The 23301-nt window shown below is 41.5% G+C and carries 38 protein-coding genes; 1 reads left to right on the forward strand and 37 read right to left on the reverse strand.

Translation table 11 applies throughout. From position 1 onward, the window contains the following. Nucleotides 1-171 precede the first annotated feature (171 nt). The 14 genes from NST40_RS18070 to NST40_RS18135 all read right to left on the reverse strand — a co-directional run bounded on the left by NST40_RS18070 (nt 172) and on the right by NST40_RS18135 (nt 11336). Nucleotides 172-420, reverse strand: a complete 249-nt coding sequence (locus NST40_RS18070; protein WP_342409833.1) for a hypothetical protein — start codon at nt 418-420, stop codon at nt 172-174. A 5-nt stretch (nt 421-425) separates the two neighbouring features. After that, complete coding sequence (locus tag NST40_RS18075; RefSeq protein ID WP_342409834.1) at nt 426-2186, reverse strand: minor capsid protein; 1761 nt, start codon at nt 2184-2186, stop codon at nt 426-428. Then, nucleotides 2183-2407 carry a hypothetical protein gene (locus NST40_RS18080; protein WP_339246870.1) on the reverse strand — a complete coding sequence of 75 codons (225 nt, stop codon included), beginning with the start codon at nt 2405-2407 and terminating at the stop codon, nt 2183-2185. Before NST40_RS18080 ends, NST40_RS18075 begins: the two co-directional genes overlap by 4 nt. Beyond that, complete coding sequence (locus NST40_RS18085; protein WP_342409835.1) at nt 2376-3902, reverse strand: phage portal protein; 1527 nt, start codon at nt 3900-3902, stop codon at nt 2376-2378. The genes NST40_RS18080 and NST40_RS18085 overlap by 32 nt, the downstream gene beginning before the upstream one ends. Before the next feature lie 20 nt (nt 3903-3922). Continuing rightward, nucleotides 3923-5167 carry a PBSX family phage terminase large subunit gene (locus tag NST40_RS18090; RefSeq protein WP_342409836.1) on the reverse strand — a complete coding sequence of 415 codons (1245 nt, stop codon included), beginning with the start codon at nt 5165-5167 and terminating at the stop codon, nt 3923-3925. Beyond that, nucleotides 5160-6020: a terminase small subunit gene (locus NST40_RS18095; RefSeq protein WP_342409837.1), complete on the reverse strand. Its 861-nt coding sequence runs from the start codon at nt 6018-6020 to the stop codon at nt 5160-5162. Before NST40_RS18095 ends, NST40_RS18090 begins: the two co-directional genes overlap by 8 nt. A 52-nt stretch (nt 6021-6072) precedes the next feature. Continuing rightward, nucleotides 6073-6495 (reverse strand): hypothetical protein, encoded by a 423-nt coding sequence (locus NST40_RS18100; RefSeq protein ID WP_342409838.1) that lies wholly within the window; start codon nt 6493-6495, stop codon nt 6073-6075. Between the two features lie 254 nt (nt 6496-6749). Then, nucleotides 6750-6944: a hypothetical protein gene (locus NST40_RS18105; RefSeq protein WP_342409839.1), complete on the reverse strand. Its 195-nt coding sequence runs from the start codon at nt 6942-6944 to the stop codon at nt 6750-6752. A gap of 73 nt (nt 6945-7017) precedes the next feature. Next, nucleotides 7018-7626 carry a hypothetical protein gene (locus NST40_RS18110; RefSeq protein WP_342409840.1) on the reverse strand — a complete coding sequence of 203 codons (609 nt, stop codon included), beginning with the start codon at nt 7624-7626 and terminating at the stop codon, nt 7018-7020. Nucleotides 7627-7957: 331 nt separating this feature from the next. Next, the gene (locus NST40_RS18115) at nt 7958-9196 is read right to left on the reverse strand and encodes a PIN-like domain-containing protein (RefSeq protein ID WP_342409841.1); all 1239 of its coding nucleotides are present in this window, start codon (nt 9194-9196) and stop codon (nt 7958-7960) included. A 95-nt stretch (nt 9197-9291) separates the two neighbouring features. Next, nucleotides 9292-9813 (reverse strand): sigma factor-like helix-turn-helix DNA-binding protein, encoded by a 522-nt coding sequence (locus tag NST40_RS18120; protein ID WP_342409842.1) that lies wholly within the window; start codon nt 9811-9813, stop codon nt 9292-9294. 44 nt (nt 9814-9857) lie between these two features. After that, nucleotides 9858-10079 (reverse strand): hypothetical protein, encoded by a 222-nt coding sequence (locus NST40_RS18125; RefSeq protein WP_340391968.1) that lies wholly within the window; start codon nt 10077-10079, stop codon nt 9858-9860. 385 nt (nt 10080-10464) lie between these two features. Beyond that, the gene (locus NST40_RS18130; protein WP_342409843.1) at nt 10465-11052 is read right to left on the reverse strand and encodes a hypothetical protein; all 588 of its coding nucleotides are present in this window, start codon (nt 11050-11052) and stop codon (nt 10465-10467) included. Next, nucleotides 11049-11336 carry a hypothetical protein gene (locus NST40_RS18135; RefSeq protein WP_076303898.1) on the reverse strand — a complete coding sequence of 96 codons (288 nt, stop codon included), beginning with the start codon at nt 11334-11336 and terminating at the stop codon, nt 11049-11051. Before NST40_RS18135 ends, NST40_RS18130 begins: the two co-directional genes overlap by 4 nt. A gap of 273 nt (nt 11337-11609) precedes the next feature. Here NST40_RS18135 and NST40_RS18140 point away from each other — a divergent pair, with 273 nt between their 5' ends. Then, nucleotides 11610-12422 (forward strand): aminoglycoside adenylyltransferase domain-containing protein, encoded by an 813-nt coding sequence (locus NST40_RS18140; protein ID WP_342409844.1) that lies wholly within the window; start codon nt 11610-11612, stop codon nt 12420-12422. Nucleotides 12423-12671: 249 nt separating this feature from the next. Here the strand turns inward: NST40_RS18140 and NST40_RS18145 are convergent, their stop codons facing one another. From NST40_RS18145 to NST40_RS18255, 23 genes are all read right to left on the reverse strand, one after another. Further along, nucleotides 12672-13412, reverse strand: a complete 741-nt coding sequence (locus NST40_RS18145) for a site-specific DNA-methyltransferase (protein ID WP_342409845.1) — start codon at nt 13410-13412, stop codon at nt 12672-12674. 9 nt (nt 13413-13421) lie between these two features. Further along, on the reverse strand, nt 13422-13799 hold the full coding sequence (locus NST40_RS18150; protein WP_342409846.1) for a hypothetical protein: 378 nt from the start codon (nt 13797-13799) through the stop codon (nt 13422-13424). 115 nt (nt 13800-13914) lie between these two features. Further along, nucleotides 13915-14460 carry a hypothetical protein gene (locus NST40_RS18155; RefSeq protein WP_342409847.1) on the reverse strand — a complete coding sequence of 182 codons (546 nt, stop codon included), beginning with the start codon at nt 14458-14460 and terminating at the stop codon, nt 13915-13917. Continuing rightward, on the reverse strand, nt 14439-14810 hold the full coding sequence (locus NST40_RS18160) for a hypothetical protein (RefSeq protein WP_342409848.1): 372 nt from the start codon (nt 14808-14810) through the stop codon (nt 14439-14441). Before NST40_RS18160 ends, NST40_RS18155 begins: the two co-directional genes overlap by 22 nt. Further along, on the reverse strand, nt 14807-15217 hold the full coding sequence (locus NST40_RS18165) for a YopX family protein (protein ID WP_342409849.1): 411 nt from the start codon (nt 15215-15217) through the stop codon (nt 14807-14809). The genes NST40_RS18160 and NST40_RS18165 overlap by 4 nt, the downstream gene beginning before the upstream one ends. A gap of 163 nt (nt 15218-15380) precedes the next feature. Continuing rightward, complete coding sequence (locus NST40_RS18170; protein WP_076144269.1) at nt 15381-15593, reverse strand: hypothetical protein; 213 nt, start codon at nt 15591-15593, stop codon at nt 15381-15383. 39 nt (nt 15594-15632) lie between these two features. Continuing rightward, a complete protein-coding gene (locus NST40_RS18175; RefSeq protein ID WP_076219416.1) occupies nt 15633-15899 on the reverse strand; it encodes a hypothetical protein in 267 nt (88 codons plus the stop codon). Between the two features lie 34 nt (nt 15900-15933). Continuing rightward, nucleotides 15934-16605, reverse strand: coding sequence for an HNH endonuclease (locus tag NST40_RS18180; protein ID WP_342409850.1), 672 nt, complete (start codon nt 16603-16605; stop codon nt 15934-15936). A 374-nt stretch (nt 16606-16979) separates the two neighbouring features. Further along, complete coding sequence (locus tag NST40_RS18185; protein ID WP_342409851.1) at nt 16980-17687, reverse strand: hypothetical protein; 708 nt, start codon at nt 17685-17687, stop codon at nt 16980-16982. Nucleotides 17688-17715: 28 nt separating this feature from the next. Next, entirely contained in the window at nt 17716-18111 is a 396-nt protein-coding gene (locus tag NST40_RS18190) for a replication terminator protein (protein ID WP_339246806.1), read from the reverse strand. Between the two features lie 94 nt (nt 18112-18205). Then, entirely contained in the window at nt 18206-18727 is a 522-nt protein-coding gene (locus NST40_RS18195) for a Holliday junction resolvase RecU (protein WP_342409852.1), read from the reverse strand. Continuing rightward, nucleotides 18711-18869, reverse strand: coding sequence for a hypothetical protein (locus NST40_RS18200; protein WP_342409853.1), 159 nt, complete (start codon nt 18867-18869; stop codon nt 18711-18713). Before NST40_RS18200 ends, NST40_RS18195 begins: the two co-directional genes overlap by 17 nt. After that, nucleotides 18866-19126: a hypothetical protein gene (locus NST40_RS18205; protein WP_342409854.1), complete on the reverse strand. Its 261-nt coding sequence runs from the start codon at nt 19124-19126 to the stop codon at nt 18866-18868. Before NST40_RS18205 ends, NST40_RS18200 begins: the two co-directional genes overlap by 4 nt. A gap of 2 nt (nt 19127-19128) precedes the next feature. Beyond that, nucleotides 19129-19296 (reverse strand): hypothetical protein, encoded by a 168-nt coding sequence (locus tag NST40_RS18210; RefSeq protein ID WP_155986576.1) that lies wholly within the window; start codon nt 19294-19296, stop codon nt 19129-19131. Continuing rightward, nucleotides 19293-20285, reverse strand: coding sequence for a Lin1244/Lin1753 domain-containing protein (locus NST40_RS18215; protein WP_339246800.1), 993 nt, complete (start codon nt 20283-20285; stop codon nt 19293-19295). The genes NST40_RS18210 and NST40_RS18215 overlap by 4 nt, the downstream gene beginning before the upstream one ends. An 18-nt stretch (nt 20286-20303) precedes the next feature. Further along, on the reverse strand, nt 20304-20654 hold the full coding sequence (locus NST40_RS18220) for a hypothetical protein (RefSeq protein WP_076144253.1): 351 nt from the start codon (nt 20652-20654) through the stop codon (nt 20304-20306). Then, nucleotides 20654-21052, reverse strand: a complete 399-nt coding sequence (locus NST40_RS18225) for a hypothetical protein (protein ID WP_342409855.1) — start codon at nt 21050-21052, stop codon at nt 20654-20656. Before NST40_RS18225 ends, NST40_RS18220 begins: the two co-directional genes overlap by 1 nt. Continuing rightward, complete coding sequence (locus NST40_RS18230) at nt 21042-21515, reverse strand: hypothetical protein (protein ID WP_036684317.1); 474 nt, start codon at nt 21513-21515, stop codon at nt 21042-21044. The genes NST40_RS18225 and NST40_RS18230 overlap by 11 nt, the downstream gene beginning before the upstream one ends. After that, nucleotides 21505-21813, reverse strand: a complete 309-nt coding sequence (locus NST40_RS18235; RefSeq protein WP_036684320.1) for a hypothetical protein — start codon at nt 21811-21813, stop codon at nt 21505-21507. The genes NST40_RS18230 and NST40_RS18235 overlap by 11 nt, the downstream gene beginning before the upstream one ends. Nucleotides 21814-21838: 25 nt before the next feature. After that, entirely contained in the window at nt 21839-22534 is a 696-nt protein-coding gene (locus tag NST40_RS18240; RefSeq protein ID WP_036684323.1) for a Rha family transcriptional regulator, read from the reverse strand. Between the two features lie 6 nt (nt 22535-22540). Further along, entirely contained in the window at nt 22541-22816 is a 276-nt protein-coding gene (locus NST40_RS18245) for a hypothetical protein (RefSeq protein ID WP_342409856.1), read from the reverse strand. 4 nt (nt 22817-22820) lie between these two features. Continuing rightward, complete coding sequence (locus NST40_RS18250) at nt 22821-23021, reverse strand: hypothetical protein (protein ID WP_342409857.1); 201 nt, start codon at nt 23019-23021, stop codon at nt 22821-22823. Nucleotides 23022-23079: 58 nt separating this feature from the next. After that, entirely contained in the window at nt 23080-23283 is a 204-nt protein-coding gene (locus NST40_RS18255; RefSeq protein WP_076306104.1) for a helix-turn-helix domain-containing protein, read from the reverse strand. Between the last annotated feature and the right edge of the window lie 18 nt (nt 23284-23301).

Consider the following 23301-nt stretch of genomic DNA (forward strand, 5'->3'; position numbering starts at 1 on the left):
TGAAGGGATATGCCCACCATCTGCATAAGCGCACAGTCTGTGTCCAGCAGTCGATTTCCCAAACAATCCATCCGACAGCCGGCAGTTTCCTTCTGTAATCACTGAAACTGACCTTCATGGCACCCTCCTTTTCAGCAATATAAAAAGCACCCTCACATATTGGAGAGTGCTTCATATACCATACTTCTGTTTGATTAGTACCCATTTCATAGCTTCTTCACGATTTAACCGCCGTTCGTCCGCTGCAGTAGCATCCAGAATACCTACTAGCTGTTTTGGCAGCTTATCACGCTTCTGAAGATACTCATACCTAACGGCGCTGATCTCGTCTACCAAAGCGTCAAATCGTTCGCCTAGCTTATCGCGTTGCGGGGCAAACTGTTCAGCAATAGCCGCTCTATTCTCTTCTTTAGTTCGCAAGATCATCACTCCTTTGTATATTGTAGCGATTCAAGTAGCATTACTAGCTGTTCCATGGTTAGATGCTTTTCGTCATAACCTGTGAGTGCCTGCTCAATAGTTAGTAATGCAAGATACGAATCTTCTGCTTTATCAAGTAAACGGTTAATCTCATCTGTACTCAGGTTTATTGGGGCTGACTTCTTCAGGATGTATGTGCTGCTAGAATCAACAGCTCGTAATTCCTTGATTCCATGTCTTATAAAGGCTAAGACATCATCCCGGCTGAATGATCCTCCGGGTTCTCCATCCACTGTAGGGTGGTTATGGGTGACGATGCTCTTTTTAAGTACTTCAGGTGGTTTGATCTTTGTAATATCAACAGATGCCTTATCACCCTTAACATGGATAACCTCACCTTCTTTAGTGAGAGCAATAGCATGTTCTTCTGGTGCGTTCCTAATAGCTTGTTCAGCATCCTTTACATAGTTGCGAACGATATCAGGTTTGGACAAGTCGATATTACCTAATTTACGCGGTATGTCCGGCTGCAGCTTTGGCAGATCCATCTTACTGAGATTAATCAGCGGTGGAGCAGTCTTTCCGGTTTCATCATACCATTTCTCCGGTTCCGAGGTATATATGCTTTTCACAGGAATTGGAATATCCTTTGTTGGCCCACCTGGAACCTCAATAGTAGGTAATGGAGTCTCCGGCGCTTGCTTAGTTGGGGTTTCAACAGTAACTGTCTCAGTACCTTCGGGAGCGTACTTTTCAGCCCAGTCATTGTAGTTGATATCCTCTGGAACCTTATACGTTTTGCCATCTTCATCCCTAGCTACCCGCTCTTTGATGTTGTCCTCATAGTGTGGTATGGTGGTTGATCGGCAATAAGCATGCATAGGTGGATAATTGACATTAACCTGAGCATCTTCGATATCAAATACTTTCCCGTCTAGGTCTCGGCAAGTAATGGATGTCCGGCTGTCCAGTGTAGCAGTGTAGCGGTATTGCTCTACTCCAAGTTCTTTGTAGCCGGCTATACGAGACTGACCAGCGAAGTATGCTGATTCCGTCAGTATTAACCGCTCTGCATTCTTCCGTGACACATCGAAGCGTTTCATAAGCTGCTCTATCATTTGCTTAGAGGTATCACCACTAATAAGCCCCTGACTAAAGATGTTACGAAGCGTTCCAGTCAGCCTGACGCGATCAGTCCATATACGTTGGGAAAAGCTGCTGCCATCTGGTGCCCAAGGTGCTGATAGGATAGCTTCCAACTGCCTTTTATCGATCTTTGCAAATGAAGCTCCTATACCGATACCCTTTTCAAGTTCAAAAATACTTCGATAGTAACCATCCTTGTATACGTTACCTAATAGCTCTGTTGTGCCTGATAGACGCTTAACAGATAATTCCTCGACATGTTGTTTCATCTGCAATTGAATGGATTCTAAACGGGTAACACGTACTCTAATACTGGCATTCTCTAGTTCCTTCATCCACCGCTGATCTATGGCGTTCTCTTTACCACGAGCAATGTAATCCTCAACGGTCCACTTGAATTCTTTCAGCTCTCCAGCTTTAAGAACTTGCTTAGCAGCGGATAAGCTTACAATCCCATTATTATCTGCAAAACGTTGATAGAAATTGTTAACATCTGTCTGGATGGATATCTGAGCCTTCCGATATTCCTTATTCATTGCCTTTGTGAATGGTACACCCTTATTTAAAAGTGATTCATTCAGTTGCTCCATTCGCTTAGACCAGTAAGCTGCTGACTTCATTCGTTATCAGCTCCCGCCTCTTCTGATGGATTAGAAATAACGAATCCACAAACGGGCGGCTTATCTTCGGATATCCCTCCAGCTGTAACCTCTATCAATCTCCTTAGGCTATCAATAGTACTTAGCGGCACAGCAGAGCCAGAAACGATATCGGTGGTTGCTCGATCACTCAAGGCACAGATTAGATCGTTAATTTTCGCTTGTGTCTGTTTTGTTATCATCAGCTCCACCTCCTGAGGAAGTGTCATTATTAGGGAGCCCGTATTCATCAATTTTTGCAAGACTCGCGGCCTCTTCAGCTTCCAGACGTTTCAATTCTTCCTTTACATCAGTAACCCACGGATGATTTGCTACTTGTGTCTCTTTGGATACGATTCCCTCACTGTTCTTAGCATCAGTGATAACCTGTGATTCATTAATGACGATGTCCCGATTAAATAGGAAGTTGACTGTTTCTTCAGAAAAATCGTCGCCTGTGGTGTTCTCGATATGTTTATCAACGAACCAAAGAAGCTGTTCAAGTGCTGCTTGGAATTCATTTTCTATGTCATTAGCATCCATGTCCAAATCAGCATATAAGAATTTTAACGCTTCCCCGCTCGGTGCTGTAGCAAATGAATCTGCTTGAGTATCTACCCCACGGCCAAATTCATAGATATCGTTTCGAGTCATATCCATATGAGTCTTGTACGCTTCCGTGTCGATCTCCAAGTTAAGAGTGTCTACTCCACTGTTATCATCTGCTGACACCTTAACAGCCCGTAGTATGGACAGGTTACGACGGAACTCACCTAAATCAGAGCCCTCATATCCACGGATTACATAAACACTGTTCGGCAAATCCTCCAAGTTATTGCTATTGTCAGATTTTTTTTGATCATACTCATCAATCTGGCTCTTGAGCAATGATATCAGCGGCAGCTCATCCTCGTTGTATTTAAAGCATATGAAGGGGATTCGCTCCCAGTTCAACGCCTTCTCATCTGTCTCTTCCTTTTCATCAATTACAGAGAAGTGGCCGCTATTCCCTCCCGATTCCACATCAGAGATGAGACCGCTTATAGATGGCGTGGGCAAATGGCTGCTGGAGCCAACCACATAACGGCTAACACCCTTAGAATGCCAATACTCAACTTTTTGGATAGTGGTCTTTTTAGTTCCTTGATAGGCTTCGACCTCATACACCCGGATGAGCGCTTGCAGATCAGTGTGAGCAGTGTCCCTCCATAGGGGAATGATCTCTTCTGACGGCAGCATTTTAAACCGGAAATTGCCCTTTTCATCATAGTAAATATGAATCCAAGCGCGGCCCTTCTTAATGGACTCCTTTAGCAGGCTCTTGAGCATCCGTTTGAATCCTTTATCAAAGAATCCGCTCAGCAATTCATCGTAAACTTTGTTTTCTGTTTGAATGCTCATTTCCTTACTCAGCAGATACCCCGCTTTTTGGTCAACAAGTTTCCTCAAGAATCCATGAACGATTTTATTATTAGCCAGGTTTTTAGCTTCAATTTGTGCCCCACCATCACCGATCGTCATACGCTTTCGGTCCAGTATGTCGCTCTTATTTCGGTAATACTTCTCCCCGGCAAGCATGTCCTTGCGATCTTGGGAGTTGTACCAATCATCGATTTCCTGTTTGATGATCTGTTCAATCGTCATAGCATTTGCTGCTCCGTCTTCAATGATTTTGAAAACTTCCTGTGTGGTACTCAAATAGGTTTCCTCCTCTCCTATTAATCAAATGAGAATGCATCTGGTTTGCGGATTTGTTCCATAGCATAACGCAATGCATCCATAGCATGGTTAAAGTCATCAACTGGCTTTTTCGTGAACTTCCCAGCTTTATTCTGTTCCCATACATAGCTTGATAGTTCTATGCTGACATTCGGGCATTTGAATTTATGAACTATGATTTCATATTGCTGAATGGTCTGAATACCAACCTTAATGCTATCCCCGCCCTTTTCAGCAGCTCTAATCCTACCGATCCCGAAGCCGCGGATTTCAGCAATGGACTTCGGCTCTGAGGAATCCGCAATGATACGCTCCTTAGAGTAGCCCTTTTCTTTCAGCATATCGGCAATATCATCGTTCAGCATTCCATGCTCATAGTGTTCATCGAAGATATACAGCTTCTTTTCCTCTTTGTTAACCAGAGCGCATACAAGAGCGGTAGGGTCATTCGTATAACCAAAGTCGAGTCCAAACACTGCCCTGTAACCCTTTTGCTTGGCAATAGCTCGGTAATCAAACTCTTCTTCCCGCCAGTCTTCATATATAGCACCCTCAGCAATACCCCAATCTCCGTCACCCTCTACCCTATGGCGCTTTGGCTTATGCTTCTTCATCCATTCAAATAGCTTGCGGTCCTCGTCTCCCAGGAACTCATTACAGCGGTAAGTTGTAGTATCCACGAATGTATCTGGGTTCTCGATATCGAAGAAGCGATGTTTCAGCCAATGCTTTTCATTCCATGGGTTAAAGGTTATCGTCAGCTGCTTATAGTACCCTTCTGGCAACAGACCGCGGATAGACATGTCCACCTTATCGAAATCATCTTCGTTAAGAATCTGATAGGCTTCTTCAAACCACGCCCAACACAAATAGCCGGTGTCCACCGTAATAGAGGTGATTGACATCGGATCATCAAGGCCGCGGAACAATATCTTTTGTCCTGTTGGCTTATATATAGCTTCCAGCGGAGATTTCTTGAAATGCCACTTGTTACCTACACCCAACCTATTAGCCGCCCATTTGAGTTGCGCCCACGTCGAGTCTTTATGTGAGTTGAATGTCTTACGAAGCACCAAGGTATTAGCAAGTGGGTACTCCATCATCTTTGCGATGATCGATAGAGCAGCTGTCACACTCTTTTTGGAGCCCCGTCCTCCCTTTACAACCCGATAGCGTCCTTTAAAATGCCAGAACTTTGCGTATCCCTTACCAACGGTCTCCTGTAAGCTGATAACCTTACTCATGGAGATCATCCTTTATGAATACGACATCAGATTCGACTTCTTTACTGATGGCTGCAACCTCAAGCTGCATCTTCTGGACTCGGAGTTTAGTCTCTTCATCCATGTAGCCTAGATATTTCTCCAGTTCTTTCAGGGCCTTCAATTTATCGTAGAACTTAATACTGACTCCATCGCGCCCCTGCTTAACCTCGCTTATTAGCGTTCCGTCAACTTCATAACTGTTTTTAAAATGTACGAAATCAACGGTACGGGTCAACTGGACACCTTCTTGATCTAGCACCGGACCATATTCATTCAGCACGGGTTCCTCAGTCTGTCCAAATTCAACATAATCTGAGGTATCAGCAAAGGCGATCTTAAGATATTCCGCAATTACACGCTGAACACTTAAACCAAGTTCAGAGGTAACAGCCTCTTTATGCTCTGCAATTTTGGCCTGTACCTTAGGTTTTCTAAGGTTCTCCCATCCAATTACATAAGCCGTCTTCTTACTGTAGCCTGCTGCCATTGCTGCACGAGTTGCATTGAAGTCTCTGAGGTATTCAAGAATGAATATTTCTTCCTTCTCCGTGAGTTTTGCTGAGTCGCTTTTATCCGGGTCACCCCTAGCCGCTATCTTTTGGCTCTTGTTAACCTTTGGATTCTTTTGTTGTACAACACTCTTCTTTGGCTGTTGTACAACGTTATTTGATAATTGTTGTACAACACTCCATTTATCACGCTGCTTCCAGACGGCTACCTTCTTTTCGTCAATTTCCAGTTTCTCTGCTATTTGCCTGTTTGTTATTTCCCCACCGTGTTCACGCCATATCTCTAGTGCGCGGTCCCGGTTTGGATCGCGTGCTCTTGCCATTACATTATCACCACCTCCGGGATGAGATTTCGTGCAAAAGAAAAAGCACCGGTTAAGGTGCTTTCACGATTAAATCAAAGATATCATCAATGAATCCAGTGAAGGTTTCTACCCAATCTTCATTAGGAGCATCAGCTTTGCTGTCAAATTGGAGAGAAGCGCCACTCCGTAGACTAACATTGAGAGCTGAACCTCCGCAGCGGTTACGAGATTGAATCTTCCTCGAAAAACTTTCCACCTGATAATTTTTGTGAACTGTAATGTTCAGATCATCTTTCTGCTTTTCCAAAATCCAGATGTCTTTTTCGGTGAACAAAGTTAGGGTTAAGCGCCCGTCATCCGAATATAGATTTGCAGGGTAGTACACCTTTACAGTATCAGCAGGAACTAATTCATCGACAGTCTGTATAAAGCCCCAGTACTGACGATAGTTAACACCGCCATGTTCTTGCTTAAAATCAGCATAGGTTATCATTATTGAGCCTCCCCTCATTGCATACACTATTCGTCATAATAAGGAAAAATCCTCCACATAATCGATTCAAAGTTATGTTATGTCGGTTTTGCTGTAGGGTCAGGCTCAAACGCATCAACACACCTTATGCTTTGTACCGTCCCGCCATTCTCCAACTTCATCCAATTGGACGTCCTCCAGTACAAACGCTGAAATCGCCCCACAAAAGGTCATATAAAGGCATGAAAAAAGCACCCGAAGGCGCTTCTTAATCTTTAATCGTTAAATCCATCCTTTACCGCTTGAAGAATTCTTTTATACGCTATTACAGCAGATTCGTCACTTAGATGACTTGAAGCATAGTTTGTTACAACGGAAGCCGCAGAGTCAACTCCTGATACCGCAACTCCTCTTGCTTTAATAAGCTCCTGTGTAATATCAGCAGCAATTTCATAATAAGTCTTTGCCATAATATACACCTCCCTTCGACATCATAATTCGACGTTAAGGAAGGATTTTCCTGCTACTATTTACCCATGTACCTTACTTCTCCGTCACTTCTGCAGCTTTTGGAATATCCAATGAGGTACCATCATCCTCTACATTTGATGATGGTTTGATACTATCACCTTCACATCCCAAAGAATTGCCTTTCATTTTAATTAATTCCTCGTATGCGTCTAATGCTGTTCTTACTATTGAAGATTTTGCCTCGCGGTTTGACATATGCATAAGTAACGAAAAGTAAATAGCAATTAATACTATCACAGTGATAAACGTAGCAGCTATATTTTCATAAATGATGCCCATCTCATTTTCTTTGCTGAGAACAACTGCCGCGAAGCCAATAATTGCGGCTACTAGCATCGGAATAAACACGGAAAATAAATTAAGAGTTCTCTTTTTCCCAATCTCATCTGTACGAATGTAACCCCTTAAAACTATTCTTTGATCTAAACTCAACTCTTCTTCTTTTAACTGTTTTATTATCTTATCAAATTGTATATTTTCAGATCTAAACCATATTCCATTTTTAAGATTATCCTGATAATAATTATATAGACAATTTTCTTGACTTAGTATTTTGTCATTTTTTCTTAGGATAGATGGAATTGTCCATGGGCCTAATATAATATAGTATATTTTTTTCATCCATCCACTATCACCTAAGTCCTTCCTTTGAACAATCTTAAAATTAACCCATACAGATCTGATATACGAACAGAACAACAAGAAAAATAAAAGAATCCAAAATATAATAATCTCCCCCTTAATACCATATTTCGACATTAGGGAAGATTTACCTTCAAAATAATAAGAGATGCTATTGGAACGTAAGGAAATACCACTTGAGCAATCCATATACTCAATAATGGGATTCAGGTAACATTTACGATACATATTTTCTATAAAGAAACCTAACTTAATAGGTTACTCCTATATATAGTGGGCGTTTACTAGACAATATTGCTCATTTTTTTAATCACCACACTGAAATAGATTGAACACTGTATAAATTTAATTCTTTCATTTCATGAAGTAGCATGAAGTTATTTAAGAACTCTCCAGTGTTTATTCTTATATTTGTTCTAACTGTAACTCTCATCTCGTCATGATTCACTGATGTATTCACTATCTTAATTTCATCTTCATAAATCTCATTTAGATCTTCTTCAAATGAATCTTTAATTCTATAACTTTTATTATCATTGATTTTTAATATAACTCGATACCTGAATGCACCTTCTTTAAGGGTTGGCCATGCAATAGTGAAATTAGAATATTCTTTTTCCTTTTCTTTTTCTTTCTTAACTTCAGCAATATCCTTCATTGCAACAGCAATATCCTCTGAAGATATTTGGCTTGTATTTTCTATACCCATTAAATACTTTTCAGAGAACTCCAAAAAACTCTCGGTGGTATACATATAAAAAGATTTATCCCTGCCCGATTCCATCTTAAATTCCTGAACTAGTTGAGGGTGTACCCCTTTTTTCTTTCCATTAACTTGATACACCCAATCTTCCTTAGCATCATCTGATACTAAAATTATCGAATCCAATTTTTCTTCTTTTGACTTGTCTAAAATTTGATTCCAAAAAATCAAATCTCCATATTTGGCTATGTATTTTATACCACCATCATAGTAGAATTCTTCTTTTTTCTTTGCTTCATCTTTGAAACCTGGTGGGGTTGCAGATTTGTATCTCTCCGCACCTTCTATATAAATATCATCCAGTTGTTTTTGAGAGTAAGCCGTTCCCATATTATCACCAAATAAATCAGCTATTTTATCTTTAAAAAGCTCTAAGTTTGGATGGTTCTGTTTTTGCTTTTCTAATTCGTCTTTCACTTCTTGGGTCATTCTATCAATCAGAGAGATTATATCCTCTACTTTAATGTTTGAATGCCTTAAATCTTTAAACTTTTTTATTAAATCCTCCGCTGTCTTGGTTACTTCATTATTTAGCTTTTGATATTCATCTTCTTGCCTATAAATTTCATTCAAAAAGTTCCTATGATATTCAAGAGCAATTTGATGTGGTATCCATAACCTATCCTTAATTTTTTCAAGAATTAAAAATAATAGATCTCTTGTTTTTTGAGGGTATCTATACAAATTAATTAGTGTATTTGTATCGAAAACAAACGTGCATTCTTTCCATAATTTATTAAATTGCTCCTCAGTAGGTGTATAGTAACCACTAAATATTTTACGCATGATATCTCCCCTTTATAGATAAAATAAAGATTAACAATATGAACAGATTACCAGCGATTAACAAAAAAAGCCACTTTAAAAGTGGCTATTATCTTTTATATAAAGAATAATGAATTGCTAGCTACCTCACTAACTTTTCTTTGTGCCCGCTGCACATATTCGCTTACCGTTCCATCAGCAAGTCCGAGCATCCTTGCAATCTCAGAATGTGAAATGCATTCTCCGTGTGCTAAAGTGTAGCATTCCCGTTCCCTTTCGCTCAACTGATCAAGTGCATATTGAATTTGGAACCGCGGATCATCCGTCAAATTTGCAGGGCTGCCAGCTTTTGAGTTACTGGCAAACGCCTGCATGCGGATCGGATCCAAAAGGATCTCCCTCTCATATCCAGCTCGCCGTTCAATCCCACGTTTATTTCCCGGTCTTCGTCCCGTATTCAGCCACTCAATAACAAATTCACAATCTGACTTCATTCCGGAAATTACCTTTTTATCATCAGCGTCAGCTTTCCTATATGCTCGTTCCGCACCTTTGAGGGAGAGTTGATAGTTAAGAGCAGTTGCTGGACCTAAGTCCGTTACCTTTACTACAGGAGCCTTGCTATTGGCGATGTTCATCCTCATTCCCCTTTGTGGTATAATTTGGTCGAGGATAAAAGCTGCTATTGCCCTGACGCATCAGGGCTTTTTTCTGTATAAATACCTTCCACCAACATAGAAAACATCTTCATATTTGTACTGATAGGATATGTGTTATACGTATCTTTGAATCTAACCCAGCTCGGACCCCACGCCAGTACATTTACAGGTTCTCCAGGGCTTGCAGTAAAGATGAACTGTCTATGACCTTCTGCTAATGCTTTTTGAGTGTCCTTGTATCTCATTCTACTGACCTCGCTTTTTTATAGTGTCTAGTTCCTCCCTCAATCCGTGTTATCTTAATTAAGAGGTGAATTTTATGAACGGCAAGAAAGTTATCATTACTCTTTTATCCATCTCTTTATTGAGTGTAATTGCTTACTTCGGAATAGCTTATGGATTACTATGCTATATCTTTAATGGGTAAGAAATGAAGATTATCCAGCCCCTTTATAAGTTCAGTACAGCCAGTAATGCAGCCTTACAGCGCTGTTCAGCCGTAGCATGAATGTAATCAAACATCCCTACATACTCACCAGTACCAACTAAAACCTGTTTTAAGCATGCTACATATCTGGTGTGAACTCTAAGTTCCTTTATAGCCATACCCATTCGTACCACTTCACATCATCAAATAGGTTCATCATCGGCTGCGCCCTCCTTGGGTGCTGGGGCTGCTGGAATCACGAATGGTGTCCAGTGCGTATAACAATCAGACCAATCGGAATCCAATGGATTTCCGCAATATGGCGGTTCCTGAATCGGGAACATCCACCACAGCATATCTCCCATTTCTTCATGCCATTCGTCTAATGGTCTTGCGGCAAATTGTTGTTTGATCTCTGTTGTGGGTGCTGGGGTATCTGGGTAAAGTATGGACAAGATGTGGCGTGCTGCATCTTTCGTAAATATATCCTCAGTAGCTTCAGCAATCCGTTCGAGTGTCTTTTTCAGCTTCCGTTCCCGTTCTCCCCGCTCTTTGGCTTCTTTGAGCCAGTAGGGAAGGGCTGTGCGGGCTCCTTTTATAAAATTTACATCTACCTTGTCTGGCCAATATTCCGCAAATGGTGTACTTCTTTTAGGCGCTTTGATTAGTTGCATAGCTCCCATGTGACCGCCGAATAACATCCACATGCTATCATCCTCTGAATCAGTCCATGGCCCCTCTGTTGCCGCCTCGCACATCGCAATATCCTTTTGCCAGTCCCTTTGTGTCATTGGGCTTCCTCCCCTGCTGCTTCAAATCCACCACAAGACGTTAAGTCATCTTCTAAATAATCTGTCTTAGGAGGATCTCCTTCCCATACTGGAAAATAAGGTCTCGTTGTACAGCAACGCTTACCATCATTCGTATAAAAGAACCTGCAATCTTCGCACTTATCGACATGAGCGTCAGGACCTTCATTGTAGATTTCAGCGCAAGCTTGGCTGTCAGGAAATACAAACATGCAAGAGCTGCCGCTTACCGAACACGTAGAACCGTTAAATGCTGAACATGCCACGTTATATCCTCCTTGTGGGAGAGGAGGGCTATTAACCCTCTCTGTCCCTGTATCTTCGTACTGTACAACAATTACTATGACTCTTGATGAAAAAGCTTTATTAAGCTAGCGGGCAGAATAGATATAGTTATGGTAATAACCAAGACCAGCTGCCGCGGATCCATCTGGCAACCTTGGCTAACTAGGGCAGAAGATAGATAGATAGATTGAAATATATGGTATTATAGTGTTTAGAAAAATCTAAAAATAAAAATTCATAATGGAGCGATCTTAATGTTGATCCAATCATTTGAAGACGAAATACTTGAGCGAACCTTGTCCATGTTTGTCGAAAATATCCGAGCCATTCTTAATAGAAAGTTGCGAAGCATTTACCTTTACGGTTCGGCCATCCACAATGATTTATCCCCGGGATACGGGGATTTGGATTTTCTCGTCGTAATTGGTGAGGACCTAAGCCAAAATGAAATCGAACTTTTAAGAAAACAAAGATCCAATTATAGATCATCCCATCTTAGAAGATCCGTCGATAGACAGATCCCCAACCTCTATACTGATATGCTTGAGGGCGCCTTTCTCACGATTAATATGCTGAGTGGAGAAAAGGGCAGTGGCTTATGGTGGGGAACAAAGCGCGAAACCATCTGGACAGAAAATCAATTAGACCTGTTCACCCTGTACACGATCAAGGAGCAGAGTATCTTGTTGTATGGTGAGTCCCATCTAGACAATATTCCATCTTACTCGAAGGATGAGTTCATTCTCTTTTTTAAAGAATATACCAAGTGCATGCGGAAGTTTGGCAAGGGAAATAGCCTTCATTCCATTGACTGGCTCCTGTTAGCATCCAAATTTATAGCTTGGTGGCAGGAAGGTGTTATCCTGTCTAAAAGCCAAGCAGCAGATTGGGGGCTTTTACATCTTAGTGGCAGATGGAAAGATAATTTGAAGAGATGCAAGGAGCTAAGGAAGAATCCAACCATGGTATCACGTCTAGAGTATTCCGAATGGCTGAGTAATTTGGAGCCAGCCATTATTGAAGCATCACATGATCTAGACAGAGCTCTCGAAACAACTATTCACTAAAGTAGAATCTTTATATTCTTGTAAAAAACAACTTTTTTTTGCTAACGGGAAACGTTGGTTCAACAACTCAGCAGCAGTCTATGACTTTATTTTCTCGTTCAGAGATGCCTTCGTTTAAAAACCGACTCTCCCTTCTACTGCACCGTATTGTCTACTCTTTAGGAGAGGAGGGATACTCCTACTCCCTTAATGATCTCTTTCGGCCCCCGCGTTGCTGGGTTTATGCTGTCGGACGATGGCCTCCGGCCCTTAGAACAACGTGAGCTGCATATTCTTCAACCGTTGCGTTCCGTCTGCAGCATGTCGTTTATCACGCTCAATTGCGATATAGTTCCTTCCAGTCCTTGATGCAGCTACAGCCGTTGTACAACTTCCAGCACAATTGTCTAGGACGGTTTCTCCTGGGTTTGTATAGGTCCGTATAAAGTATTCGCACAACTCTACAGGCTTCTGATTTGGATGGATTCGCTCAGGGTCATCGTTGTTAACTACTGGATAGTACAAGACGCTGCGCGGCAATCTCTCAGTCTTTCCAGCCTCGTTTGACCACGGTATGCCATCGCCATAAACAGATGATTTATGGTTGTTAGTCGCTGCATTCATTGGTTTATGTCCCTGACTCATTTGAGCGTTGTAGGTTGGAGGTCTTTTATAAAAGACCAGTATGTTTTCGTGAGCCTGCAGCGGCATCAGACTTTTGTTTAAGTGTCCTGTTGCCTTGTTCTTTTCCCATATCCATTCATATTTGAATAATTTCATATTGCTGGCTGCAAGTGCCTTATCAAATGGGGCTTTAGCAAATAAGACGATTGCTCCGTTATCCTTAATGATCCGTTCATATGCCATCCATAGCTGATCAAACGGCAGAATCGAATCCCAAGGGCTCTGCGTGGTGCCGTATGGTAGATCACAGAGGATCATGTCCACACTACCAGTCTGAATATCTGGAAATATATCGAAGCAATCCGCGTTAATGATCTGGTTAAGCATGCGTACCTCCTATTCTCGCGCCCCCTGTAGCGTGATATATGCCGCCTCTGCCCTCTCTCTGGGGGTGGCGGTGAGCAAATCACCGATATCTTCAAGATTTATTGATTCCCATCCGTCAATATCTTCAGGTTCTACAGCGTCCTTCCATTTGACAATAGATAGATTCCAAACATACATTTTTGCATCTACCTCTATAGCCTTTGTCTGTACCTCTAGAGAGGCAGCAGGATCGGTTGAAGGATGCCAGTCTGTAACTTTGCGGCGAAACTCATTTGTTTTCCCATCAACCCACAAGAGCCTTATTCCATCCCATGCGTTTACCCATCCCAGTTGCTCAGCAAGAGCAAAGTCTAATTTTTCATCGATCATATCCTTTACCTGTGTCATGACTTACCCTCCCCGGTCAATTCAATTACACAGTCATTGCAAAGGTATCCTTCTTCCTTACCTTTGGCATCCGGTATCGTGTTCTCAGTTTCAAATCCACATCGTGGGCACTGTGTCATGACTTACCCAACTCCTTACCACATACAGGGCAGAATTTTATCCTTACCCCGTATAACGAATGTGGTACACTTCCACCAATCACGCTATCCTCCAAGTAATTCGCACTATTGATAAACACACTATAATCACTTAATTGACTTTTCATTAAAGGCTTTCTATCAACTAATGGTCTGCCCGTACAATATCCGCATTTTTTTTCTTCGTTTTCATCTTCTGGGTATCCCATTGATTCACTCGCAATATCTACTGCGTTTTTATCTGTGCTGTAAGCAATAATCCCGTTTAACGCTTCTTCGTGCCGGGCTATGGTCTGCTGTGCCTCTGCTAACTTAGTGTCGCGTTCTCTTAACTTCTCATTAGCACGTTTTTGAGTATCCTCGCGGTTGAATTCAAGTGACTTAATATACAGTTCGAGTTTCCCAATACGTTGTTGTGACTCTTCTAGGGCAGCCAGCAACAATTTCACAACATTGCTTCCAAATACAGTTTTTCCGTCTTCAGCTATTCTTTTTAAACCTTCTATCTGTTCTGGTGTCTGCATTGAGATTCCCCCTCACCAAGTAATTGAATTAATAGCCCTTCTGCAAATTCTGCTGCTTCCACTTCTTCGCTTGGAAGTAGTTCTCGGATATATCTATGCCCAGCCCGGAATGTTGCCAGTTTGCGTATCGCCTCCCATACTTGCGCCCATACACCAACGCCGAATTTTTCATATAATGGGCCTTTATACTTAGCGTATAGATCAGCTAAAGGACTCTTTGCCGCAGAGTGGCTCACTCTTAAATCTTGTTTAGTTAGGTCTCTTAGGATTTCAGCTTTTATATCTGATTTGAGCAATGCAAGCTGTTCTGGTGTCATGCTGGGTAAGAAAACTTTTCCTGCTTCGCTCATGCATTCGCCGCCCCTTCTCCGAGCAATTCCGGATTGTCGTGAATGTTTCCGATGATCGTAGTTTCAGCTGTTTCGCTAAACAAGTAGTCTCCGTCCTTGCCGTCCATATTTTCAAGCAGAAACGAACCATCATAAAACTTCACGATCCCTGTCCTAGTACCAGAAAGGGGAAATAACATTTCTTCGGCTTTACATATATCTCTCTCATAGATCTCAAGGTCATTCCGGTCATTTATGCCGCTGTACTGCCCCTCAGTCCCCTTGATGATTTCATGCAGCATAAGGTGCCCTTTATTATCTAGAGTGGCTATTGCCAAAGATCCGGCACTACTTACCTGCACCAAACATCCAAACACCCATTGGCCTGTTTCTTTCGACTTACCGCGAAACTTAATGGCTCTGCTCATACTGGTTATGCCTCCTTATGGTATAATTATGAAAATTTCATGAGGTGATCATTGATGAATCGCAAGGTACTTATCTGGCTTGGTATAGTGACAATTGCTCTATTAATTCTGTTTTTTGTTGGACTCAACTATATGTTTTATTATTCGGGGAGGTAGAGGGTGGTTAACCCTCTACCTTCTTCAGATATTCAGTAGCAAACCCACCACTAAAACCTTCAAGCAACACTACTTCCGATCCGCACAGATCCCACGGCTCCGATTTCACCGTCCAAACCTTATCCTTATATTTTTCCTTCCGAGCTTCATAGCATGAATGCATCATTACTTGGTCTTCCGGTTTCAGCCCCGATTTCTTGAACTTAGGTTGTTTTGCCATTTCGTTTATCTCTCCTTATGGGCTATGCCCGAATTTGTTTTAAACTCCCAGCTCCCGCATTTCTGCATCCTCTGTAGCATCTAACGTGATTGATGGCATGCCATCCCATAACTCTCGAATCTCATTAGCCTTAGCAATTACTGCTGCTTTCTGCTTTGGTGTTAATACGATATCCATAGCCTCTTGATAATGGTTTTCTGCCTTGGTATAAGCTCGGGTATGCAGTACATTCATGTAGCGCCAAAACTTATCGTTACTCAGGGATTTAATCCTCTGGAAGTGTCTACGCCGTTCTGTTTCGGTCATTAAAATAATCACCTCTCGTTGTTATATGAATTATTTAATCTTCAAATCGGTCATTAGGATGGTAAGATCCCTGAGCAGCATAGCCATTAAGAGCATCAGTAAACATTCCAGTAAAGGTATTTAAGTCCTTAGTTTCTAAAGACTCCAGTAATCTAATTTCCTTTACTCGAAGATCCCTACCAGCTGCCGTTGCGATTAGATCTACAATAGGTTCAATCTGCTGCAATCGTTCTTCTTTTACCTTCTCTAGTTCCATCTGCTTATTTAGTTTGTGATTGTGTTCGTCCCAATCTTGTTCATCAAACCAGAAGTATTCACCGTGCCGTTCCCGAAACACATCAATCCAGTATTGTAGTAATTCCGGAGTGGTTTGCACGATGTCGTGGCAAGGTCCACAGAAGCGAATTCCGTTTGTCTTGACTCCTCTCCCTTTCCTACCACGCCCACGCGGCCATACATGATGGGTTGTTGTCCCAGGAACTGATAAGCAATGTTGGCAAATACCGTCGGTTTCATCAATCAACTCTTTTACTATCGAAGGAAGAAATTCACCTCTATCTGCCGTGTTCTTCCCTGGCTTGTGATCTGCAAATATCTTTTGCTTCAAAGGAGATACCTCTTTCTTCTCCTTCTTGCGCTGCCCTAGGCTGTTTGTCTTCTTAGGTTTCTCTTCTTTCTTAGGCTTCCAAAATGTTTGATGGGTCACATTTACCCACCTCCTCGTTTGCTCTCCGTAGAAGTACTCTTTCTTCTAAGTAGTTTGTTTTCTTTCGATTAATTTCGTGAGCTTGTCTATGGTAAAAAGGTACGTACCTGTAATCATCTTTGATTTCTACTCGATAAATAAAGGCCACTGGATCTTCGCGATCTTTAACTGGTGCGCCCAGATCAGCGCAACGTTTACGGGTTAATACTATTGTGATCCGTACCATCTGCCCGTTAATGAACCAGTAGCATCAGGAATAAAACACGATGCTCCGGTATCCATCATTTCATTTTTAGTGAAGTATCCTTTTCCGTTTGGCAATTAGGATCACTCCTTTTAAGATGGGGCAGCCGAAGCCGCCCCAGTATGTTTTGTTAAGCGATAATGAATACTCTTCCAGATTCAATATCTTCTTTAAGTGATTGCATTAAATATTCTTTGATGTCTGCCATTGCCTGCAACTTCCAAGCACCTCCATCTGCTTCAAACAACGCAGCTCGTGGACCATCCTGCATGCGGAAGACAAAATCACAAGTTGGTTGTGAAATCTCAACAAAGGTGCGGAACGGTTTTAACGTCACTGGATTAGGGACTTTAACATCTGCTACCGCTGTGATACCTGTTTTCGCGGTAACACTTTGGGAGATACCATCATCTCCAGTGGTTTTCACGTTATCTTCTTTGATATTCCCTACTACTTTTAGCAGAGTGTCGCGATCCGCGCTCTGAACAAAGCATGATTGCAGGAGGATATTGAATTCTTCGACTGATAAAAAACTCTTGAAGGGAATACTTGGTAACAACGCTTCGGCTTGGACAAGTACGTTACGACGCTTGTCCCGGTTAAATGTACTCAAGACCCTAACTTCTGTTGGGCTTTCGATATGAACTAACATCGGAGGTTGCTGGTCATAATCATTTTGGATGTATTCTACGATTCCGGATAAATTGCGAACCTTGAGGGTTGTTGTAGTTGCCTCCGCGACTAATTCCAAATTTCCGGTAGCATAAGTTTGCCCTCCGACTGGTATAATTCCTTTATTACCAAGCCCGACGATATATTGAAATGCTTCTTTTAACATGAATGATTCCTCCTAAGGGATAAATAGATTATTTGAAATTAACTACATTACTTTCCTTTTGCTCTACTTGATTAACTTTGTTACCTCTATCGTCAGCTACATCCCCGTCATTATCGATCATCATCTGATCCTTAACGCCGGACACAAGTTCCGCTGCCTGCGCTTTACCTTCGTTATCCATTCCGAAGATAATTGTTGTTGATACGCCCTTCGCTGGTGCCAATGCTGTTTTCACATCAATATCAACAGACCCTATCTCTCGCTTTTCATTAGGCTTTATTGCAATGGTCAGCGTTAACTTGCGAACGTTCTTCCAATTAGTGTTTGGGTCCAAAACGTTAGCGGCCAGTTTTTGCATTTCAATGTTCAGACGTTCGCCGACAGCACCCTCAGCTAGATTATTAAAGTTAATTTCTTTACTCATATTTAAATCCTCCATTATCTAAAATTTATATATATGGGTACACCAGTTCGATTTTTAGCTATGGAGGTGCCCGATCCCCTATCATACTCGGGGTCTATGCCGTTTCCGCAAACCAGATTTTATCTACTGCAGCCAAATAATCAAGAGGAACACGGCCTGTCCTAACTTCAAATGCGTCAATCTCGAAGTTATCCAATGTCATGCTTTTGCGTCCGCCCCTGGAAGCCTCAACCTTGTATGCACGTAATGCTGTGAAGGGTAAAAGGTATGTTTTACGTTGTTTTCTAAACTCGACTAGTACGAAGCATAGAGCTCCGAACTTATGACACTTCTCTAGATGCTCGTACTGATGATCCTCAACCTTTTTTAGGTCAAATCTATCAAGCTCTTGGATTGACTTAGCTTCGAAAAAAATAGCTCTTCCACGATAAATTCCATCATAGTCAACAGTTGATTTTGCCTCAAAGAATCCAGCGAGTGCCTTTGTTCCTTTACTTCTTGTTACCTTTACTGGCGTTGAACGCTTATTGATAACGGCCAATTCTCTACTCTCATAGGATTCATTCGTGTAATTGATTAAGTTTTCAAATGCTGCTCCTCTATTTCCTTGAGCCATCTTGTTCACCCTTTCTTGGAGTGGTTGGTGGATCAAGTACATAACGCATGTCATCAATCATTAGTACGCTCGGGGCATCCTCATGCATTTTTGCAACTGTTACGATCTTTTTGTATTTCTTACCAACCTCATAATGTGTCATTTCGAATCTTTCCTCGCTCTTTTTGGAGTTTCTAATTCATGTTTTTCAGCTATTTGGTCAATCATGTCCTCAATCTTTGCCCGTACAACTTTTTGACTAGTTGATAACCCAACACCTGCAGTTGATGCCTCTGAAATAATTTTAGCTACGATATGGTCAGCTGCTGCCAAATGTTCAAAAAGTCGATATTCCAAGGATTCAAAGATTCTATCGAATTCATTTAGCAAGTATTTCTCCCGGCGTTCAGCAGCAGTCATAATCACCACACCTCTGAACGTCTACGATCGACGAGCACCATTATGAGCTTTTTTATTTTTTCTCTGGCTATAAGTTCCATGGTGGCGTGAATGCGTATGTCATAATCTAGAGAGTCATTGTTGATTATCTGCAGAAGCTCGGTGTCAGTCTTCCAGTTTAGAAATTTCAACGTCTTTTCTCCTCCTCAGCTCGTTTTCTTTTATCAAGAAGCTCAGCCATGGACTTCTCATGAAGTTCGATTTCTTCTTGTGTAGGAGGAGCAACGGGGTTCTTAGTAATTTCAATTTGTGGTTTCCCACTTTGCCCACCCCGCCCATTCCTATAACTATTACTAGAAGGATTGCTTCGTAGTTCTTTCTCCTTTGTCCATGGCTCGTCTATGCCTTCGGATTTCCATCGTTTTAGAATGGCACGAACATAACTAAGATTTCGCTTGCCAGCAATTATCGAAGTACGCATAGCCTCGCAAAGCCATCTTTCGCCATAGTCATTTATAAAGTCATTAAGCTGATCAGATATCACAGAACTGATTGTGCCAAACCCTTCAGCTTCAAACATCCGGAACGGATTAACTGGCAGAGGCACCTCTATCTCTATTGGTTTTATTTCACTTTCTTTTTCTTTACTTTCCTCTCCTTTACTTTCCTTTACTTTACTTTGTGTACTTTCTGCTGACATTTTCCCTTGTTTGTCGGGATTAATGTAAACATTAACTGGTGTACTTTCAGCACTGACGATCACGATTGAGTGTGATACTTTCTTACTTTCTTCTAACGGATCAATGAGTAAATGACCTTCAAATAAAGTTACTTCTTTACGTCTTTTTGCTGCCTCAATATATCTTTTCTGGAACCCTCTTGATGTCAACACCTTGTAATTTTTGTATACATTTTCATTGAAGAATCCCCAGTTTATGCATTCATTTACGATCTCTTTTACAGTGTTAATGTCAGCATTAACCTTACTGGAAAGGGCATAGTGTTCACGCTCCTCCCAGGGATAAAAATATCCATTGCGATAAATATTCATCATAATTTTTACGATAACTCCGAGTCCCTGCATTCCATATTTAGCTATTGGGACAACTAATTTATCATCCTGATCAAAATCAATATCCAATGGGAAATAGTCTAGGCCTTCTTTTAATGGCCTTGCCATGATGTCAGACCCCTTTCCTTAGCTTCCATTCATCGCACCAATCAGACACTTATAATCGCAGCACAACCCCTTATGACCGTATTTAACAACTGCTTGTCCGATTGGTATCTTTTTCCGACACTTAGGGTTAATACAATTTCCAAGTGATCTTTGTTTGTGCAGAGTTTTAGGATTAAGAAGCTTAAGTTTAGGCTGGTAGGTTTTATTAAGAGATTTCATTTTTTGTTGCAACTCAAAAATTTCTTTTTCTATTTTATTTTTTCGTTTCTGAGTAAGCTTCGAACCTTTTTTATGTTCGGCGTATAGTGTTCTCAACCGTCTCCTAATAGCCGTTGCTTCTAAAACCTTCATGGCAGATTCGTCTTTCATTAATCCCCACCTCCTAATGTGTTCATATCAACACGTACTCTTAATCTGAGTTCATAAATGTACTCACGGAGAGAAGAAAACTCATTCTTCCACATCATCTTTTCTTCAAGAGCTGTAGCCTCAACCATTCGCAAGTCCTCAATAGCAAGATCGCCGGCTATCTCTTTCTCTCCCCGCTTTGCTTCCTTTCTAGCTTTGGCATAAGCTATTTTACGGGCTGCATAGATACGAGCATGCTCACCGTCTCTAACAGCCGATACTCGTCCAATAAGCATGTGAGCAGCTGTAAGCAGCCGTATTTTTTCCATGATTGCTCCAGGAGCATTGTCATCGTATGCGTCAGCCTGAGCACGCAATTTTCTGATTTCCTTGATATACTGCTTAATATCAATGTCCATCTGATTTCACTCGATCTCTTATTAATTTGTTACCGAAGCAATGATAATTACAGATATGACCGCCATGGGCTGTTAGATGTACCTGCCCTTCAGGAATAACTGTCTCGCAGGCTAGACAGTTAAAATTACCGTTGGTCCAGCCTGAAGTTACTTTCTCACGGGTTATCTGACGCTCTAAAAAGTCTCTTCTCCTTTGTTCTGGAGTTCTCATCCATTCCGGATAATTCATCACTTTTAAAACAAGACCTAGCGACTCTTCTCGCATGTCCTTTACATATTTAGATTGGTCTATTACTGCACGTTCTTGAGCCGTGAAATCCATCCCATCAAGGATGGGATCGGCATAGGGTTGGCGTTTATGCATAGATAAAACTGCATTAAATAAGCTTGTAGATTGGATTGTAACCTCATATTTTCGTCCAGTTACATCTACCATAGGTAAATTCCAATCTTTAGCTTGCATTGCTTTTTCCTCCAACATTTGATAAACTGACCGTAATTATATTTGTTATGTTCGTGTTCAGCCTACCGGCTCCTAACCCGGTGGGCTGATTTTCATTTGATCGGTTATTTCTAAACTCATTTAATGCAATTTCATCCCAGACTTTCAGTAGCTGATCCTGACATCCGCGCCGAATTCTAGCAGCAAATAAATAGATACTGAAATCAATCTCGCCACCTCGTAACAACGCATCATCTTCAATTGTCTTCCAAAATGCAACCTCTTCGCGAAGATCTGCAACAATTGTATGCTTGTCCATAAGATCCCTCCTATTCTTGATGAGTTCAAAACAACATTTGACCATTTGCTTGTTCAATCTGTCTCATTAGGTTGTTGGGTGGATTCCAATGTGGAACGTAGTGAAGCGCACGATCGTAATCTTTAATGAATGTGTTGTTATATGAATTGATCTCAAAGAACTCAGTGAATTCATTCCACAGCGCTGAATATACTTGCGTCCGAAGGCTGCTATCCTTATAGGCTGCTGATTTCTTTCCACCCACGATTTCTAAAACTCGCTTGTTCCCTGCCTTTTTTAGTGTTCGTTGCTGCCCGTAATCAATCGTTGTGCGGTTTTCTAAATGCTCTACCCGATCTTCCATTTCTTTAGTTCGAATATCCAGCATCAGAATTGCTTGTAATTCTTTACTAGCCCCAGCGAATGGATTCTTGGTCTTTTCTTCCATAGCTTCGAATTTAGTCACATAAGCAGCTGTGAAGAGCACACCCTTTTCTCCTGTCATTTTATTGGCTACCATATCGCAACCTTTACGAGTCAAGAGGTAATTAGGCTGTTCTTTGTTCTGTGCATTGAGATAATGGCTTGGAATGAAGAATTGATGACTCCCGAGATCTTGGGAGTCCAAAATCTCTGCATATCTCCGAATGTCTGATAAAAGATGATCATGACGTTTACCCATCATGTCTGCTACTTCACGGCTGTCAATTGTAACTGGCTCCTTAACAATTTGTTTATGCATAAATCCCTACCTCCCTTTACTCCTAGCTGATCTCCTATCTTTCGCGTTATTGGAGTCGCTAGGGTATCCGATATTTAATCGCTGAATTGGCGTGTGTCCTTCTAGATTCTTGTTTGCGGCTTGAGGATCGTATCCGATACTTTGCGGCTTGCCGTATTTTCCGAACAACACTTTACGCTCCATGTTATGAGCTGTGCGGCAATGATTAACTGTGATTACTTCACCTGTATGACCGCAAGTGGGGTAAGGGCATCTGACTGTGCTGCATATGATTACTGTCACGTAACTAAACCTCCTTACCTTCACCTAGAGAAGCTATATACCTTACTTCTAAGTCATCTATGAGTGCTAACATACTTGGATTATCTAACCAGTTACGACGAGTGCGGTCTGCGAAGTCTTGTATTTGCTCTGGCGTACAGCCACGATTCAAACAGTTTTGAAATATTGTTGCCAAATCAGTGTATCTACTTTTCTTATTACTCATGGGGTAACTCCTTTCAGGTATAAAACCCTATGATGTGGTTATGATGGCGGATAGAGGGCTACACCTGAGAACTGCAGCTTGCCCTCTCTTGTTCGGCAATCCAGTGAATCAAAGTTGACTTTTGGATACGACGCACTTTACGAACCTTGATGCTTGGAATATCCCCTTCTTTACACCAACGATAGACAGTGTTGCGAGTGACGCCTAGATATTCAGCAATTTGTTCAGGTGTACAAATTTCCGGTAAATTTGTGAGTTCCATATTAGTACTCCTTTTGTT

Source organism: Paenibacillus sp. FSL R10-2778 (assembly GCF_038593035.1).
Classification (GTDB): Bacteria; Bacillota; Bacilli; order Paenibacillales; family Paenibacillaceae; genus Paenibacillus_AQ; species Paenibacillus_AQ odorifer.

Excerpts from the sequence above, each read along its gene's own strand:
- NST40_RS18075 (WP_342409834.1), bottom strand. The coding sequence starts at position 2,186 with ATGAAGTCAGCAGCTTACTGGTCTAAGCGAATGGAGCAACTGAATGAA.
- NST40_RS18080 (WP_339246870.1), bottom strand. The coding sequence starts at position 2,407 with ATGATAACAAAACAGACACAAGCGAAAATTAACGATCTAATCTGTGCC.
- NST40_RS18090 (WP_342409836.1), bottom strand. The coding sequence starts at position 5,167 with ATGAGTAAGGTTATCAGCTTACAGGAGACCGTTGGTAAGGGATACGCA.
- NST40_RS18095 (WP_342409837.1), bottom strand. The coding sequence starts at position 6,020 with ATGGCAAGAGCACGCGATCCAAACCGGGACCGCGCACTAGAGATATGG.
- NST40_RS18100 (WP_342409838.1), bottom strand. The coding sequence starts at position 6,495 with ATGATAACCTATGCTGATTTTAAGCAAGAACATGGCGGTGTTAACTAT.
- NST40_RS18105 (WP_342409839.1), bottom strand. The coding sequence starts at position 6,944 with ATGGCAAAGACTTATTATGAAATTGCTGCTGATATTACACAGGAGCTT.
- NST40_RS18110 (WP_342409840.1), bottom strand. The coding sequence starts at position 7,626 with ATGAAAAAAATATACTATATTATATTAGGCCCATGGACAATTCCATCT.
- NST40_RS18115 (WP_342409841.1), bottom strand. The coding sequence starts at position 9,196 with ATGCGTAAAATATTTAGTGGTTACTATACACCTACTGAGGAGCAATTT.
- NST40_RS18120 (WP_342409842.1), bottom strand. The coding sequence starts at position 9,813 with ATGAACATCGCCAATAGCAAGGCTCCTGTAGTAAAGGTAACGGACTTA.
- NST40_RS18125 (WP_340391968.1), bottom strand. The coding sequence starts at position 10,079 with ATGAGATACAAGGACACTCAAAAAGCATTAGCAGAAGGTCATAGACAG.
- NST40_RS18130 (WP_342409843.1), bottom strand. The coding sequence starts at position 11,052 with ATGACACAAAGGGACTGGCAAAAGGATATTGCGATGTGCGAGGCGGCA.
- NST40_RS18140 (WP_342409844.1), top strand. The coding sequence starts at position 11,610 with ATGTTGATCCAATCATTTGAAGACGAAATACTTGAGCGAACCTTGTCC.
- NST40_RS18145 (WP_342409845.1), bottom strand. The coding sequence starts at position 13,412 with ATGCTTAACCAGATCATTAACGCGGATTGCTTCGATATATTTCCAGAT.
- NST40_RS18150 (WP_342409846.1), bottom strand. The coding sequence starts at position 13,799 with ATGACACAGGTAAAGGATATGATCGATGAAAAATTAGACTTTGCTCTT.
- NST40_RS18155 (WP_342409847.1), bottom strand. The coding sequence starts at position 14,460 with ATGCAGACACCAGAACAGATAGAAGGTTTAAAAAGAATAGCTGAAGAC.
- NST40_RS18160 (WP_342409848.1), bottom strand. The coding sequence starts at position 14,810 with ATGAGCGAAGCAGGAAAAGTTTTCTTACCCAGCATGACACCAGAACAG.
- NST40_RS18165 (WP_342409849.1), bottom strand. The coding sequence starts at position 15,217 with ATGAGCAGAGCCATTAAGTTTCGCGGTAAGTCGAAAGAAACAGGCCAA.
- NST40_RS18170 (WP_076144269.1), bottom strand. The coding sequence starts at position 15,593 with ATGGCAAAACAACCTAAGTTCAAGAAATCGGGGCTGAAACCGGAAGAC.
- NST40_RS18175 (WP_076219416.1), bottom strand. The coding sequence starts at position 15,899 with ATGACCGAAACAGAACGGCGTAGACACTTCCAGAGGATTAAATCCCTG.
- NST40_RS18185 (WP_342409851.1), bottom strand. The coding sequence starts at position 17,687 with ATGTTAAAAGAAGCATTTCAATATATCGTCGGGCTTGGTAATAAAGGA.
- NST40_RS18190 (WP_339246806.1), bottom strand. The coding sequence starts at position 18,111 with ATGAGTAAAGAAATTAACTTTAATAATCTAGCTGAGGGTGCTGTCGGC.
- NST40_RS18195 (WP_342409852.1), bottom strand. The coding sequence starts at position 18,727 with ATGGCTCAAGGAAATAGAGGAGCAGCATTTGAAAACTTAATCAATTAC.
- NST40_RS18200 (WP_342409853.1), bottom strand. The coding sequence starts at position 18,869 with ATGACACATTATGAGGTTGGTAAGAAATACAAAAAGATCGTAACAGTT.
- NST40_RS18205 (WP_342409854.1), bottom strand. The coding sequence starts at position 19,126 with ATGACTGCTGCTGAACGCCGGGAGAAATACTTGCTAAATGAATTCGAT.
- NST40_RS18215 (WP_339246800.1), bottom strand. The coding sequence starts at position 20,285 with ATGGCAAGGCCATTAAAAGAAGGCCTAGACTATTTCCCATTGGATATT.
- NST40_RS18220 (WP_076144253.1), bottom strand. The coding sequence starts at position 20,654 with ATGAAAGACGAATCTGCCATGAAGGTTTTAGAAGCAACGGCTATTAGG.
- NST40_RS18225 (WP_342409855.1), bottom strand. The coding sequence starts at position 21,052 with ATGGACATTGATATTAAGCAGTATATCAAGGAAATCAGAAAATTGCGT.
- NST40_RS18230 (WP_036684317.1), bottom strand. The coding sequence starts at position 21,515 with ATGCAAGCTAAAGATTGGAATTTACCTATGGTAGATGTAACTGGACGA.
- NST40_RS18235 (WP_036684320.1), bottom strand. The coding sequence starts at position 21,813 with ATGGACAAGCATACAATTGTTGCAGATCTTCGCGAAGAGGTTGCATTT.
- NST40_RS18240 (WP_036684323.1), bottom strand. The coding sequence starts at position 22,534 with ATGCATAAACAAATTGTTAAGGAGCCAGTTACAATTGACAGCCGTGAA.
- NST40_RS18250 (WP_342409857.1), bottom strand. The coding sequence starts at position 23,021 with ATGAGTAATAAGAAAAGTAGATACACTGATTTGGCAACAATATTTCAA.
- NST40_RS18255 (WP_076306104.1), bottom strand. The coding sequence starts at position 23,283 with ATGGAACTCACAAATTTACCGGAAATTTGTACACCTGAACAAATTGCT.